The 14,001-nt window shown below is 69.6% G+C and carries 13 protein-coding genes; 10 read left to right on the top strand and 3 right to left on the bottom strand.

Annotated elements, in window-relative coordinates; translation table 11 throughout:
- The first annotated feature begins 11 nt into the window (after positions 1-11).
- Genes AC07SQ_RS28810 through AC07SQ_RS28800 form a run of 3 tightly spaced genes read left to right on the top strand, consistent with a single transcriptional unit; the run spans position 12 to position 3,269 of the window.
- Complete coding sequence (locus AC07SQ_RS28810) at positions 12-980, top strand: tripartite tricarboxylate transporter substrate binding protein (RefSeq protein WP_495272939.1); 969 nt, start codon at positions 12-14, stop codon at positions 978-980.
- A gap of 40 nt (positions 981-1,020) precedes the next feature.
- The gene (locus tag AC07SQ_RS28805) at positions 1,021-2,211 is read left to right on the top strand and encodes an acyl-CoA dehydrogenase family protein (RefSeq protein WP_495272940.1); all 1,191 of its coding nucleotides are present in this window, start codon (positions 1,021-1,023) and stop codon (positions 2,209-2,211) included.
- 26 nt (positions 2,212-2,237) lie between these two features.
- Entirely contained in the window at positions 2,238-3,269 is a 1,032-nt protein-coding gene (locus AC07SQ_RS28800; protein WP_495272941.1) for an acyl-CoA dehydrogenase family protein, read from the top strand.
- A gap of 6 nt (positions 3,270-3,275) precedes the next feature.
- On the opposite strand, the gene AC07SQ_RS28795 is transcribed toward AC07SQ_RS28800, so the two are convergent.
- Positions 3,276-3,926 carry a TetR/AcrR family transcriptional regulator gene (locus AC07SQ_RS28795; RefSeq protein WP_495272942.1) on the bottom strand — a complete coding sequence of 217 codons (651 nt, stop codon included), beginning with the start codon at positions 3,924-3,926 and terminating at the stop codon, positions 3,276-3,278.
- Between the two features lie 119 nt (positions 3,927-4,045).
- Between AC07SQ_RS28795 and AC07SQ_RS28790 the strand changes: the two genes are divergently transcribed.
- The 6 genes from AC07SQ_RS28790 to AC07SQ_RS28765 all read left to right on the top strand — a co-directional run bounded on the left by AC07SQ_RS28790 (position 4,046) and on the right by AC07SQ_RS28765 (position 10,954).
- Positions 4,046-4,582, top strand: coding sequence for a peroxiredoxin-like family protein (locus AC07SQ_RS28790; protein ID WP_495272943.1), 537 nt, complete (start codon positions 4,046-4,048; stop codon positions 4,580-4,582).
- 273 nt (positions 4,583-4,855) lie between these two features.
- Entirely contained in the window at positions 4,856-6,310 is a 1,455-nt protein-coding gene (locus tag AC07SQ_RS28785) for an MFS transporter (RefSeq protein WP_495272944.1), read from the top strand.
- Positions 6,311-6,350: 40 nt separating this feature from the next.
- Positions 6,351-7,010 (top strand): aspartate/glutamate racemase family protein, encoded by a 660-nt coding sequence (locus AC07SQ_RS28780; protein WP_495272945.1) that lies wholly within the window; start codon positions 6,351-6,353, stop codon positions 7,008-7,010.
- Positions 7,011-7,279: 269 nt separating this feature from the next.
- Positions 7,280-8,032 carry a hypothetical protein gene (locus tag AC07SQ_RS28775; protein ID WP_495272946.1) on the top strand — a complete coding sequence of 251 codons (753 nt, stop codon included), beginning with the start codon at positions 7,280-7,282 and terminating at the stop codon, positions 8,030-8,032.
- Positions 8,029-9,033: a hypothetical protein gene (locus tag AC07SQ_RS28770; RefSeq protein WP_487849166.1), complete on the top strand. Its 1,005-nt coding sequence runs from the start codon at positions 8,029-8,031 to the stop codon at positions 9,031-9,033. The genes AC07SQ_RS28775 and AC07SQ_RS28770 overlap by 4 nt, the downstream gene beginning before the upstream one ends.
- 166 nt (positions 9,034-9,199) lie before the next feature.
- Complete coding sequence (locus AC07SQ_RS28765; RefSeq protein ID WP_495272947.1) at positions 9,200-10,954, top strand: carboxylesterase/lipase family protein; 1,755 nt, start codon at positions 9,200-9,202, stop codon at positions 10,952-10,954.
- Between the two features lie 18 nt (positions 10,955-10,972).
- On the opposite strand, the gene AC07SQ_RS28760 is transcribed toward AC07SQ_RS28765, so the two are convergent.
- On the bottom strand, positions 10,973-11,605 hold the full coding sequence (locus AC07SQ_RS28760; protein ID WP_062476788.1) for a response regulator: 633 nt from the start codon (positions 11,603-11,605) through the stop codon (positions 10,973-10,975).
- The gene (locus AC07SQ_RS28755) at positions 11,602-12,666 is read right to left on the bottom strand and encodes a sensor histidine kinase (protein ID WP_307583852.1); all 1,065 of its coding nucleotides are present in this window, start codon (positions 12,664-12,666) and stop codon (positions 11,602-11,604) included. Before AC07SQ_RS28755 ends, AC07SQ_RS28760 begins: the two co-directional genes overlap by 4 nt.
- 201 nt (positions 12,667-12,867) lie before the next feature.
- Between AC07SQ_RS28755 and AC07SQ_RS28750 the strand changes: the two genes are divergently transcribed.
- Complete coding sequence (locus tag AC07SQ_RS28750; protein ID WP_495272948.1) at positions 12,868-13,986, top strand: ABC transporter substrate-binding protein; 1,119 nt, start codon at positions 12,868-12,870, stop codon at positions 13,984-13,986.
- Positions 13,987-14,001 lie beyond the last annotated feature (15 nt).

The following is a 14,001-nucleotide window of genomic DNA, read 5'->3' as shown; positions in this document are numbered from 1 at the left end:
GGAGACATCCCATGTTCAAGAAAGCACTGGCCTGCGTGGCCCTGGCCGCCGCCGCTCTGGCGGGCGGCACTGCCGCGGCGCAGACCTACCCGACCAAGCCCGTCACGCTCGTCGTGCCGTTCTCACCGGGCGGCGCGGCCGACATCATGTCGCGCCTGCTGGCCGAGCGGCTGCACAAGCGCCTGGGCCAGCCCGTGCTGGTGGAGAACAAGCCCGGCGCCGGCACCATGATCGCCTCGGAGTACGTGGCCAAGGCCGCGCCCGACGGCCACACGCTGCTGCTCGCGGCCTCGTCGCTGGGCATCGCGCCCAGCCTGTACAGCAAGGTCAACTACGACCCGGTGAAAGACTTCGCACCGGTCTCGCAGGTGGCTTCGGTGGTGCACGTGCTGGTGGTGCATCCGAGCATTCCGGCGAAGAACGTGGGCGAGCTGGTGAGCTGGCTCAAGGCCAACCCCAACAAGGCGAACTACGGCTCGGTGGGCGCGGGCACGTCCACGCACCTGGAGGCCGAGCTCTTCAACAGCGTGGCCGGCGTGAAGATGCAGCACATCCCCTACAAGGGCAGCGCGCCCGCGCTCACCGACATGATCGGCGGCCAGCTGCAGGTGATGTTCGACGCGTACGCGTCCTCGGGCCCCTTCATCAAGGACGGCAAGGTGCGCCTCTTGGCCGTGACCACGGCGCAGCGCTCGCAGTCGCTGCCCGACACGCCCACCGTCGCCGAGTCGGGCCTGCCCGGCTACGAAGCGATGCCGTGGCTGGGCGTGGTCGCGCCGGCGAAGACGCCCCCGGCGGTCGTGAACAAGCTGCACGACGAACTGCAGGAAGTGCTCAAGGAACCCGAGGTGAAGGACAAGTTCCGCAGCCTGGGCCTGGACATCATCGGCAACAAGCCCGAGGAGTTCGCCGCCTTCCTGCGCAAGGACATCGTGAAATGGGCCAAGGTCATCAAAGACTCGGGCGCAAAGGCCGACTGACCTGCGCGATCCATCAGCAAGAACGAGAAAGCAGACAAGCATGCAAGTGGGTTACTCGGCGGAAGACGAAGCCTTCCGCCTCACGTTGCGCGACTGGTTCGAGACGCACTATCCGCGCTTCGTCGCGGCCTGGCCCGGCGGCGTGCCCGACGCCAACGAGCTGACATGGCGCCGCGCCTGGGAAGACCACGTGTGCCAGGCCGGCTGGTCGGGCCTGGGCTGGCCCGAGGCCCACGGCGGCAAGGCCTGGCCGCTCACGCGGCAGGCCATCTTCCACGAGGAGCAGGCCCGCATTGGTGCGCCGCTGGGCGTGAACATCATCGGCCACGGCATCCTGGCGCCCACGCTGATCCACTTCGCGAGCGAGGCGCAGAAGGCCCGCTACCTGCCCGGCATCCTGAGCAACCGCGAGATCTGGTGTCAGGGCTACTCCGAGCCCGGCGCGGGCTCCGACCTTGCGGCGCTGTCCACGCGCGCCGAGCGGCGCGGCGACCACTACGTGCTCAACGGCCACAAGGTGTGGACCTCGTTCGCACACATTGCTGACCACTGCTTCGTGCTCGCGCGCACCGACGCCGCTGCTGCGCGCCACAAGGGCATCAGCTTCCTGCTGGTCGACATGAAGAGCCCCGGCGTGCGCGTGGAACCCATCCGCCAGATCACGGGCGAGTCGGACTTCAACGAGGTCTTCTTCGAGGACGTGAAGGTGCCGCTCGACGCGCTGGTGGGTGAGGAGAACGGCGGCTGGCGCCTGGCGATGGCCGCCGCGAGCTTCGAGCGCGGCACCTACTTCATTCCGCGCCAGGTGCGCTTCACGCAGGAGCTGGGCGCGCTCACGCGGCTGGCGGCCGGCGTGCAAAGGGGCGGACGCCCGGCGCTCGACTGCCCGCACCTGCGGCGCGACCTCGCGCGGCTGGCGGTCGACAGCCACGTGCTCAAGCTCAAGTCGTACCGCGCGCTCACGCACGCGATGCGCGGCGGGCCGCCGGGCCCCGAAGGTTCGTCGACCAAGCTGCACTGGAGCGAGTCGCACCAGAAGCTGCTCGCCACGGCCATGGAGGTGCTGGGGGAGCGCGCGCTGGCCGGCCCCGAGCCCACGGGCGCCGACCCGCAGGCCGCGGCCTGGGTGCGCGACTACCTGTGGACGCGCGCCGAAACCATCCTGGCGGGCACCTCCGAAGTGCAGCGCAACATCCTGGCCGAGCAGATGCTGGGCCTGCCCAAGAACTGATTGAAGACGACGACACGACGACCGCCATGGACTTCGCATTGAACGACGAGCAGCAGATGCTGCACGCGTCGGCCCACCGCTTCTTCGCCGACCACCATCCGCTCGCGCGCGCACGGCGCGCCTTGCCCTGGACCGATGCCACGCAGCAGTCGCTGTGGGCCGACATGGCCGGAATGGGCTGGATGGCGCTGCTGGTGCCCGAAGCGCACGACGGCCTGGGGCTCGGCATGAGCGAGGCCTGCATCGTGGCCGAGGCCGCAGGCCAGCAACTGCTGAACCTGCCGCTGGCCGGCAGCGCCGTGCTGTTGCCGCTGTGGCTGCAGGCGTGTGGTGAGGCACCGCCCGAGTCGCTGCGCGACTGGGTGCGCACGGCGATGGCGGGCGAGCGTGCCTTCCATTGCATCGCGGACGGTGATGGCTGGATTGACCATGCGGCGCAGGCTTCCGATCTCATAGTTGTGCAGGGCTGGCATGACGATGCGGTGCCTTTGCGCGTCGCGCTGCGGCCGATGCCCGAGGGCGCTGTGTCCGACGCGCTCGATCCCACGTTGCGGCAAGCGCCGGCGGCTCCTGCGCCATCGCTCGCGTGGGAGACGCTGCCCATCGTGCCCGAAGCGCGTGCCCGCGTGCGCGCCGCGCATCGCGTCGCGCTGTCGGCGGAACTCGTCGGCGTCGCGCAGGCCGCACTCGACCTCGCCAGCGCCTATGCCCGCGAGCGCGTGCAGTTCGGCAAGTCCATCGGCAGCTACCAGGCCATCAAGCACCAGCTCGCCAACGCGTGGATGGGCGTGGACAACGCGCGCCTGACCGTGCGCTACGCCGCCGCCGCGCTCGACGGCGGCCTGCCTGACTGGCGTTTTGCCTGCGCCGCCGCCGAGTTCACGGCCATCGAAGGCGCGCAGCAGGCCACGCGCACGGCCATCCAGGTGCATGGCGGCATGGGCTTCACCTGGGAGCACGACGCGCACCTGTACCTCAAGCGCGCGCAGCACCTGGCGACGCGCCTGGGCGGAGCCTCGCGTGCGCTGGACGAGGTCGAGGCGCTGGCCCTGGCCTGAGCGGCGTCAGGCCTGCGGCGCAGCGTCTGCGCGCAGGCCATCGATCAGCAACGACAGGCTCGCCCGGAACTCGGTCTCCGCATCGCTGGCCGTGGCGGCGGTCGCGATCTCGATCAGGTGCGGGAACCGGTCCGGCGGCAGCGCCTGGAAGCGCGCGATGGTGTCGTCGGGCGATTCGTCGGCCTGCAGCGTGAGCGGCCCGGCAAGTTCCGCCTGCGCGGCGCCCATGATGAGCGCCGACACCGCGCGAAAACCCACGAGCAGGCGGGCGCCGCTGCGCCCGCTCTGGGCCAGCGTGCGCAGCAGGGCTTCGGTCACTTCGAACACCGCGGGCGAGCGGCTGCGCTTCGTGAGGATCAGCGGAATCACATGGGGATGGTCGCGGATCACGCGCCACAGCGCGACCGCGATGTCCTCCAGCGCTTCATGCCAGGGCAGGCGGTCGTCGGTCTCCCAGCGCACCTTGCCCAGCACCGCCTCGACCACCAGCATCTCCAGCTCCTCGCGCTGCGAGACGTAGTTGTAGAGCGTCATCGCGCCGGTTTCCAGCCGGCTCGCGAGCGCGCGCATGGTCAGGCCGGAGAGGCCGTCCGCATCGACCAGCGCCAGCGCGGCCTGCTGGAGCTGTTCACGGGTGAATTTGGCGGGACGTCCCACGCTTGACTCCGTTCTCGAAGAGGTTGTAAAGTAATAAACGTACAGTGTACTTAAAAAACGGAAAACGCTTTCTCGCCACCCGGCCCGGCGTCTTCGCAACCCTTCCTGAAGGATCATCAATGAAGTTCTCGCCCGGCGATGTGGTGCCCGCCACGGCCCTGGAAACGATCCACGGAAAGCCCTTGCAGCTGCCGGACGCCGGTTCGCGCTGGGTCCACCTGCAGTTTCGCCGCTTCGCGGGCTGCCCGGTCTGCAACTTCCATCTGCTGGCCTTCGCCCGAAGGCAGGGCGAGCTGGCGGCGGCGGGCATCCGCGAGGTCGTGCTCTTTCACTCGTCCGCGCAGGAGATGCGCAAGTACCAGGCGCAGCTGCCGTTCGACTGCGTGGCCGATCCCGCCAAGGCGCACTACCGGCGCTTCGGCGTGGAAACCTCGCGGCTGGCGTTCCTGCATCCACGCGTCTTCTGGAGCGGCCTGCGCTGGGTGCTCGCGACGGGCCGCTTCTACAGGAAGGCGGAGAACGGCATCACGGGTTTGCCGGCCGACGTGCTCATCGACGCTCGGGGCACCGTGGTCGCCGTCAAGTACGGCGGGCACGCGGACGATCATTGGGAGGTCGACGAACTGCTGGCGCTGGCGGGCGCCGCGAGTTCCTAGACAGCGGCGCACGCCTGCGGTGCGCCAGCGCACGCTGCAGGTGCGCTCGGGCGCCACTTGCCAGCCCAGCCCCGGAGAACCCGTCTTCCAGGCCTGAAAACCACCCGGCATGAAGCTTGCAAACGCTCGCAACTGAATGAAATTTGAATTTCAACTATTTGAAGTAGGTGAAATCCATATGCCATTCAGGCGCGATGCCGCCTACGATGCGATCCGCGACACCGGGCTGCACCGCGCAAGCAAGCACTTCATTCCTTCTCAAGGGGTTTTTCCATGGCTGGACCTGCACTCTCCTCCGGGACCGACTCGCCCCGAGTCGCGGAGCTCGATCGCGCGCTCGACACCATCGGCGTCACGCGCTCGCACCACACGATCATTTTCCTGATCCTCATCGGCTGCCTGTTCGATGCCTTCGAGCAGAACGCGGTCGGCATCGTCGGTCCGATGCTGCGCGAGCAGTGGGGGCTGAGCGCCTCCGACATCGGCTTCCTGAACACCGTCACCTTCGCCTGCGCGGCCATCGGACGGATCATTTCGGGCTTCATTGCCGACCGCTACGGCCGGCGCGTGATGCTGTCGATCGACCTGCTGCTGTTCACGCTCGGCGCGGGCATCTGCGCGATGGCACCCAACTTCACGGTGATGGCGCTGGGCCGCGCCGTGGTGGGCTTCGGGCTGGGCGGCGAGATCGCCATTGCCGTCACCATGCTGGCCGAGTTCTGCTCGACCAAGTTCCGCGGCACGGCCGTGGGCATGGTGAACGTGGGCGCGGGCGGGCTCGGCAATTTCCTCGCACCGGGCTTCGGTCTGCTGGTGTTCTGGATGTTCCCGGGCGACAACGCCTGGCGCTGGCTGTTCGCCTGCCTCATGGTGCCTGCGCTGCTGGGCGCCTTCTACCGCCGCTACATCCCCGAGACGCCGCGCTTCCTGCTGTCGCAGGGCCGTGTGAAGGAAACCAACGCGGTGCTGTCGCGCCTCGCCTCGGGGCGGCTGTCGGGCAAGCCGGCGGCGCCGCACCCCTACATCACCGACGACGGCACGCTGGCGCAGGCCGCCCGGCCGAAGGTGCGCGTGACCGAAATTTTCCGCGGCGCGCTGGCGCGGCGCACGGTGCCGCTGTGCATCACGATCTGGATGACCTACGGCGCGCAGATCTCGGTGCTCACGCTGATGCCGACCATCCTCGTGACGCTGGGCTACAGCATGTCCAAGAGCCTGCTGTTCACGATGGTGATGCAGGGCGGCAGCCTGCTGGGCGCCATCGCGGCCTCGCTGCTGGGCTTTCACTTTCCGCGCAAGCGCGTGCTGACGGCCGGCGCCGTGTGCGCCTGCCTCGCGGCGCTGACCATCGGCTTCGTGGCCAAGAGCATCGTCGTGATCCTCATTGCGGGCGCGGTGTTCCAGTTCTTCGTGCTGCTGCTCAACACGACCATCTGGATCTTCGCGCCCGAGCTGTACCCGACGCGCGTGCGCGCCTTCGGCACGGCCTTCATCCTGGCCACGGGCACGGCGGCAGGCGCGCTGATGCCGCTGGTGGCGGGTCGCCTCTTCGACAGCTTCGGGCTGGTCGGCGTGTTCGGCCTGGCCGCCGCGATGTACGCGGTGTTCGTGGCCAGCGTGCAGTGCGTGCCCGAGACCTACGGCCAGTCGCCCGATGCGTTGCCGCTGCCCGGTGAGGCCGAGGCCGAAGACCGCGCACCGGGCGCGACGCTGGCCCGCTCGAACTGAACCGCGCACCGAACGATCTCCAAAGAAAGCGCTTTTCCGCATGCCCGACATCCTGCTCATCAACCCCAACGCCTCCGTCGCCACCACCGAGATGATGGTCGGCATCGCGTCCGCCGAAGCGCCCGCCGGTTGCCGCGTGACCGGCCGCACGGCGGTGCAGGGCCCGCCGATGATCGTCAACGAAGACGAGCTGAACGCGGCCGCGCACGAGGTGTTGAAGGTGTGGCGCGCAGCGGCGGGCGAGGGCTGGGACGGCGTGATCGTCAGCGCCTTCGGCGACCCCGGCGTGGCGCTGCTGCGGCGCGAGGCCGGCGTGTCCGTGGTCGGCATCGCCGAAGCCTCCATGCTCGCGGCGGGCGAGGGCGGGCGGCGCTTCGGCATCGCCACCGTCACGCCCGACCTGGTGGCGCCGATCGAAGCGCGCGCCGCCGCGCTCGGCTTGCGCGCGCAGTTCAGTGGCATCCGACTCACGCAGGGCGATCCGCGTGCGCTCGCGGCCGATGCGAAGGCGCTCGAAGAGGCGTTGGCGCAGGCCGTGCAGCGCTGCATCGACGACGACGGCGCGCAGGCCGTGATCATCGGCGGCGGTCCGCTCGGACAGGCCGCGCTCGCGCTCGCACCGCGCTTCGAGGTGCCGGTGATCGCGCCGATCGGTGCGGCGATGCGGCTGCTGTGTTCGAAGCTCGCGGTCACGCCGTGAGACGTTCGTCGCGGCGATGAGAGGCGAGGCGTTTTGGCAATGAACGCCTTCTAGAATGAAACGACACACTTGTCCGCCAACGTCGGGCAAGCCGCATCGTTCGTTTTCTTTCTTGCATGCCTCACCTTCGACCGCGTTCCGCTTTCCTCGCTTTTCTTCTTCTCTCTTCCCTCGGCGCCGTCGCACAAACCGCGACACCCCAGCTGGTCCTCGTGCCGCATCACGAGCGCGCCCCGGAAACATCCCAGGCCCCCGCACTCGACCTTGCCGTGACGCGCTTCGCGGGCATGGCGTCGGGCTCGTACTACTGGCCCGAAGGCCTGCTGGCCGAGCAGCTGATCTCGGGCCTGGCCTCGCGCCCCGACCGCAAGCAGCAGGCGCTGCCTGACGGCCAACGACTGCTTTCGTCGTATCGCCGACCCTACGACGGCGGCGAGCGCGCGGCCGTGCTGGTCGACGACCGCAGCGGTGACGTGCTGGCCGCCGCACTGGTGCATCGCAGCTGCGGCAAGGACTCGTCGTCGAGCGGTTGCCTCGACGACCAGCATGCCGTGCTCTCGATCTTCTTGCGTCCCGGCCTCGACCGCGCCAAGGCGCAACCGCTGGTCGCATGGAGCCAGCAGGTTCCCGACCGCATGCAGGGCGGTGAGGGCGTGGGCGAGAAGATCGCCACGACCGAGTACCTCACGATGGACGCCGCGCACACCACGGCGCGGCCCATCGTGCGGCCCAACAAGGCCTTCTCCGCGCAGGTGCCGCTGTACCCCAAGGCATTGATCTACGGCACCGCGCAGGACGCGCTGAGCGACGCCAAGGCCAAGCGCGTGCTGCGCCTGCAGACCGTCGACACGCCGCAGCAGGTGCTGGCGTTCTACAAGCAGCTGTCGCCGCCGCTGAAGGACGTCGAGTCCAGCGACGGCTTCATCGCCGGCAGCCGCAACGGCCTGAGCTTCTCCGTCAGCACGACGGTCCCGCGCGACATGCCCGCGATCACGAACATCGAAGTGGAAATTTCCGAATGAAGAAGACCTTGATTCCGGCGGCGCTCGCGTCGCTGGTGTTCGCCTGCGCGCTCACGGCCCACGCACAAGACGCTGCGGCGCCCGTCACGACGGAACTGCCGCCGCCCACGCTGCGCCTCAGCGAGCAGACGCGCATCCGCAGCGCCGTGATCGGCCTGGTCGGCTACGCGCGCGGCAGCTACACCGAGCCCGACACGCTGATCGCGCAGCAGCTGCTCGAAGGTATGCGCTCGAAGTTCGACGTCACGCGCACCGTGTGGCCCGACGGCCGCCAGGTCATCGCGTCGGTCAGCGGCGGCGGCCACGGCGAAGAGCGCGCGGCGATGCTGATCGACGCCGACGGCCGCGTGCAGGCGGTGGGGCTGGTCAACGGCCACTGCCGCGCGGCCGCCAAGCGCGACGACCCCAAGGTGTGCAACCCCTTGCCGCAGACCGTGCTGTCGGTCTTCCAGCGTGCCGGTGCCAGCCAGGCCGACGCCGCGCCGCTGGTGGCCTGGAGCAAGCAGCTGCCGTCGTTCCTCGCGGCCATGGCCGACAGCGACGATCCGGCGGACGTGGCCGCCGCGCAGAAGATCGCCAGCGTCGAATACATCACCGGCCAGCCGGGCGTGCCGGGCTGGCGCGCCGAGCAGCTGCCGCCGGGCTTCCCGGCGTCGCTGCATCCGCTGCTGGTGCAGACGGCCGAGGTGAACAGCACCGCCAGCGCCGGCAAGATCGTGCTGCCCAAGGGGCTGGCCGGCCTGCCGATGCGCACGGCCTACCAGAGCGCCCAGCGCCCCGAGGCGCGGTTGCCCGACGCCGAGGTCACGCTGCGCAGCTACGAGCCGATCGCCAAGCTGGTCGACGCCTACCGTGAACTCGCCAAGGGCGCGACGCTGGACGAGGAGGGCCGCGAGGTCGTCTTCAACGGCACCGACGGCGCGGGCCGCTACAGCGTGCGCCTGCGCGACGCGAAGGAAACCGGCGTGTACATCACCGTGGCGAGCTGGAAGCGCAAGTAGCAGCCGCCAAGCGTTGCATGGCCCTTTGCGGGCCGGATGTCAATCGGAGGATTCTTGCCGCCCCCCTGCGATGACACCGAGGCGGGCGGGGCAGGGTGCTCACGAGAATCGATGCATGACCGAGGCCGTCAGAGCCCGCCGCATCCACCTCGAGGAGACAACCACCATGCACCGCTCCCGTTCTCTCGCAGGCCTCGTTCGCCTGCTGCTTCGCACCACGGTCCTGTGGACGCTCGCAATGCTCGCGGCGCCCACGCTGGCCGCCTACAACCAGAGCCTCACGCGCATGCTGGACGCCGGCCAGATCTACGGCAAGGTCGCGGCCAACAACACGCACGCCTTCCTGGGCATTCCCTTCGCGCAGCCGCCCGTCGGCAACCTGCGCTGGCGCGCCCCGCAGCCGCCGCAACCGTGGAGCGGCGCGCGTGCCGCGACCACGCTGGCCGGCATGTGCGCGCAGGTCGGCAACCCCTTCGGCGAGCCCGACCCGGCCACCTTCGGCCAGCCGGTGGGCACCGAAGACTGCCTGTACCTGAACGTGTGGCGACCGAACTCCAGCGCCGAGAACCTGCCGGTGTTCTTCTGGATCCACGGCGGCAGCAACACCAAGGGCTCGGCGCGCGAGCCGGCCTACGACGGCGCCTACCTGGCGCAGAAGGCCAACATGGTGGTGGTCACCGTGCAGTACCGCATGGGCATGCTGGGCTGGCTGAACCACCCGGCCATGAAGACCGGCAACGCGCTGGACGACTCGGGCAACTTCACCACGCTGGACCTCGTGCGCGCGCTCGACTGGGTGAAGGCCAACGCGCGCGCCTTCGGTGGCAACCCGGGGCAGGTGACGGTGGCGGGCCAGTCGGCCGGCTGCATCAACACCTGGGGCCTGCTGCAGTCGCCGCTGGCCGACGGCAAGTTCCACCGCGCGCTGTGCATGTCGGGCGTGCCCAATGCCTACCCGCCGGTGGTGGGCACGCTGGCGGCCGACTCGCTGATCGACAACCTGCTGGTCGACACCGGCCGCGCCTCGACCACGCTGCAGGCCGCGGCGCAGCGCGTGACCATGAGCGCCGCCGACATCGCCGCCTTGCTGCGCGGTGCCAGCGCGGCGCAGATCATGAAGTTCACGCCCAGCCCCGTGGTGCCCGGCCACTTCACCGACGGCACCGTGATCCGCGCGAGCGGGCTGCCCGGGCTGCTCGCGGGCAACTACAACAAGATGCCGCTGATGATCGGCTCCACGCACGACGAGGGCTCGTACTTCGCCTTCCTGTTCGGCATGGGCCAGCCCTCGCAGCAGGAGCTGTGGAACCTGACCAACTACGCAGCGCCCGGTAGCGTCACCTTCAACCAGCTGATCAAGCCCGAGTTCCGGCCGATCTATACGCAGACGCACGAAGTGATCAGCTACGCGCTGGACAACGTGATCGACAACGTGATCCGCGTGCTGCGCCTGCAGAACGGCGACATCTACCGCTACAACTACAACTGGGACGACACGCCGCAGCCCTGGAAAGACACCTTCGGCGCGTTCCACGGCATCGACGTGGCGGCGCTGTTCGGCAACTTCGTGACCGACGAGCCGAACTTCATGCGCTTTGCCTGGAGCTCCGCGAACGCCAGCAGCCGCAAGGCGCTGTCGGACAAGTTCATCGGCCACGCGGCGAGCTTTGCCCGCTACGGCGCACCGAGCCGCATGTTCGACGGCCAGACGACCTGGAACAACTGGACCAACTTCGTGTGCCTGCTGTGCAGCAAGCGCATGGTCTTCGACAACCAGCCGCGCATGTCGGCCGACGACTACCTGTTCTTCTGGCCGCGCTATTCGCTGCTGTCGCCGCAGCAGCGCGAGTTCCTGTTCCAGCAGATCGACTTCAACGCGCTGCCCGATTCGGTCGATCCACTGCGCAACGGCACACGCTGAGTTTCTGAAGCGATCGAGCTACTGGATGATCCCGTGGCGCACGGCATAGAGCACCAGCTCCGCCGTGCTGGCCACGCCCAGCTTGTCGAGGATGTTGCTGCGGTGCGTGCTCACGGTCTTCACGCTGATGAGCATCTCGTCGCCGATGGCGGTGAGCGACAGGCCCTTGAGCATCATGAGCATGATCTGGTGTTCGCGCACCGTGAGCCGCTGGTGCGCGGGGCGGTCGTCGCGGCCTTCGAGTTGGCCGCTGACCTGCGAGGCGGCGCGCGCGCTGAGGTACTGGCCGCCGGCCGCCACGCAGCGGATCGCGCGCACCAGCTCGGCCGGCTCCGCGTCTTTCGCGATGTAGCCGCGCGCGCCGGCCTGGATGGCGACCAGCGCGTACTGCTCCTCGGCGTACATCGACAGCATGAGCACCGGCAGCGCGGGCTGCAGCGCGCGGATCGAGGCCAGCACCTCCAGGCCGTTGCGGCCTTCCATGTTGATGTCCAGCAGCACCACGTCAAAGCGGCGCTGGCGCACCAGCTCAAGCGCCTCGGCGCCGTTGCCGGCTTCGGCCGTGGTGCGCAGGTCGGTCTCGTCGAGCAGCAGCCGCTGCAGGCCCGAGCGGAAGATCGTGTGGTCGTCGACCATCAGGATGTCGATCATGTGGGGCCGCTTTCCTGCTGCAGCAGCGGCACGCTCAGCGCCAGCCGCGTGCCCGCGCCGGGCGCCGCGTGGATGTGCAGCTCGCCGCCGATCTCGCGCGCGCGCTCGCGCATGCTCAGAAGGCCCAGCGCGCTGCCCTCGGGCGCGTCGGGGTCGAAGCCGCAGCCGTCGTCGTGCAGCGCGAGCCGCAGGCGCTCGCCGTCCACGCGCAGCCGCACGTCCACGCGCTGTGCCTTCGCGTGGCGCAGGACGTTCGTCAGGCCTTCCTGGAAGATGCGGTAGACCGCGGTGGCCTGCTTGGGCGCGAGCCGCAGCGCGGGCGCGTCGGTGTCCAGCGAATGCAGCACGCCCGAGCGGCGCGTGAAGGCCTGCAGCTCGTGGGCCAGCGCCACCGACAGGTCGAGGTGGTCGAGCGCGCTGGGGCGCAGCGCCTCCGAGATCTGCTTGACCGTGTCGATGGTCTGCTGCGTGAGCGCGATCAGGCCCTGCGTGAGCGCCTGCACCTCGGGGTTGTCGGCGCGGCGCTGGATGCGCGTGGCGTCCATCTTGATCGAGGTCAGCATGCCACCGAGCACATCGTGCACGTCGCGCGACAGCGCCAGCCGCTGCTCCTCGAGCTTGTTGGCGGTGTAGGCCGCCAGGGCCTGCAGCTGCTCGCGCGAGCGCTGGCGCTCTTCCTCGTTGCGCACGCGGTCGGTCACGTCCACGCCCACGCCCATCACGGCCGGGCGGCCCCGGTGCTCGATGCGCGAGCCATGGACTTCGACGAAGCGCACGCGCCCGTCGCGGTGCAGGCCGCGCGTGATGAAGTGCATGCTCGGCGGATTGCCCGCCAGCCGGATGCGGATGCGCGAGCGCACGACTTCCACGAAGTCGGGCGGCACGATCTCGGCCAGCGACATGCCGGTCATTTCCTCTGCGGTGTAGCCCACGATGGCGGCCCAGGTCGCGTTGCAGTAGACGAAGCGGTCGTCCTGGATCACGTAGATGCCCGCCACCGCCTGTTCGACGATGGTGTCGAAGGGCATGTCCTGCAGGCTCTCGCGGGCGGGTGCTGTCATGGGGGGCGGGCGGTGGCGCGCTGCATGATAGGTCGCGGGCCGCGCCGCACGGCCGCGCCCGAGGGTTTGCGAGCAGCAGGGTTCCCCGTAGCGCCGGCCGGAAATGTCCGATGGCCGCCGCATGCGGTGCGCCGCCAAGATCGGGGCCCGCCTGCTTCAGGCTGCCCCACGGCCGGCGACGCCGGCAAGGACGACACGACGATGGTCTACCGCTGGCTTGCGCCTCTGCTCCTCCTGTGCCTGGGCCTGCCGGGCCGCGCCGACGAGATCGTGGTGGGGCAGTCGCTGCCGCTGAGCGGGCCGCTCGGCGAGGCCGGGCGCAACGTGAAGGACGGCATCGACGCCTACCTGGCGCGCGTGCAGCGCGACGGCCTGCTCGGGCGCCACAAGCTGGTGTGGCGCGCGCTGGACGACGGCTACTCGGTGGAGCGCCACACGCAGAACATCCGCCAGCTCGTGGTGCAGGACAAGGTCGACGCGCTGGGCCTGTCGGCCGGCACCTCGCACATCGACGCGGCCTACCCGACGATGCGCGAGGCGGGCACGCCGCTGATCGGCGCGATGACCGGCGCGTCGGCGCTGCACGGCGCGCAGCGCGCGCTCATCTACCACCTGCGCGCAAGCTACGCCGACGAGGTGCGCCAGCTGGTCGCGCAGGCGGTGTCGGTGCGGCAGCGGCGCGTCTTCGCGGTCTGGCAGGACGACGGGCTGGGACGCGACGCTTTTGCCGCGCTCGAGATCGCGCTGCGCGGCGCGGGCATCGAACTCGTGGGGCAGCAGGGCGTGGCGCTGGCGCAGATGGACGGCGCCGCGCTGGCCGCCAGCGTGCGTGCGGCGAAGCCCGACGCGCTGTTCGCGCTGTGCGTGACGCCGTGCGGGGTGAAGCTGCTGTCGGGGCTGGCGGCGGAGAGCGGTGTTGCGAGGCCGACGCCGTACATGCTCTCGATCGTCAACGGCGAGGTGCTCGCCAAGAGCGTGGGGCCGGCGGCGCGCGGTACGGTGATCTCGCAGGTCATGCCCAACCCGCGGCTGGCGACCTCGCCGCTGGTGCAGCGCTACCAGCAGGACATGCGCAGCCACATGGGCCGCGACGAGTTCAGCTACTTTTCGCTGGAAGGGTACGTGGTGGCGATGGTGACGGTGGAGGCGGCGCGCTCGGCGCTGGCCGCTTCACCACGCCGCTCGATGCAGGACGCCATGAAGCTGATGCTGCGGCGTGAGATCGAGGGGATTCCGGTGTCGAGTGGCGACGATCCGGGTGTGCGTCCGCACCCCGTGACGCTTTCAATGATCGGAAATGGCGGGCGGCTCATTCATTGAGGCTGAGCCGCCCTG

It is taken from the genome of Variovorax sp. GW821-FHT06D12 (assembly GCF_059419205.1).
The sequence above is the reverse complement of the archived record's forward strand: the minus strand, read 5'-3'. Positions and strand labels throughout refer to the sequence as shown.

Excerpts from the sequence above, each read along its gene's own strand:
- AC07SQ_RS28805 (WP_495272940.1), top strand. The coding sequence starts at position 1,021 with ATGCAAGTGGGTTACTCGGCGGAAGACGAAGCCTTCCGCCTCACGTTG.
- AC07SQ_RS28800 (WP_495272941.1), top strand. The coding sequence starts at position 2,238 with ATGGACTTCGCATTGAACGACGAGCAGCAGATGCTGCACGCGTCGGCC.
- AC07SQ_RS28780 (WP_495272945.1), top strand. The coding sequence starts at position 6,351 with ATGCCCGACATCCTGCTCATCAACCCCAACGCCTCCGTCGCCACCACC.
- AC07SQ_RS28785 (WP_495272944.1), top strand. The coding sequence starts at position 4,856 with ATGGCTGGACCTGCACTCTCCTCCGGGACCGACTCGCCCCGAGTCGCG.
- AC07SQ_RS28765 (WP_495272947.1), top strand. The coding sequence starts at position 9,200 with ATGCACCGCTCCCGTTCTCTCGCAGGCCTCGTTCGCCTGCTGCTTCGC.
- AC07SQ_RS28770 (WP_487849166.1), top strand. The coding sequence starts at position 8,029 with ATGAAGAAGACCTTGATTCCGGCGGCGCTCGCGTCGCTGGTGTTCGCC.
- AC07SQ_RS28760 (WP_062476788.1), bottom strand. The coding sequence starts at position 11,605 with ATGATCGACATCCTGATGGTCGACGACCACACGATCTTCCGCTCGGGC.
- AC07SQ_RS28790 (WP_495272943.1), top strand. The coding sequence starts at position 4,046 with ATGAAGTTCTCGCCCGGCGATGTGGTGCCCGCCACGGCCCTGGAAACG.
- AC07SQ_RS28755 (WP_307583852.1), bottom strand. The coding sequence starts at position 12,666 with ATGACAGCACCCGCCCGCGAGAGCCTGCAGGACATGCCCTTCGACACC.
- AC07SQ_RS28810 (WP_495272939.1), top strand. The coding sequence starts at position 12 with ATGTTCAAGAAAGCACTGGCCTGCGTGGCCCTGGCCGCCGCCGCTCTG.
- AC07SQ_RS28750 (WP_495272948.1), top strand. The coding sequence starts at position 12,868 with ATGGTCTACCGCTGGCTTGCGCCTCTGCTCCTCCTGTGCCTGGGCCTG.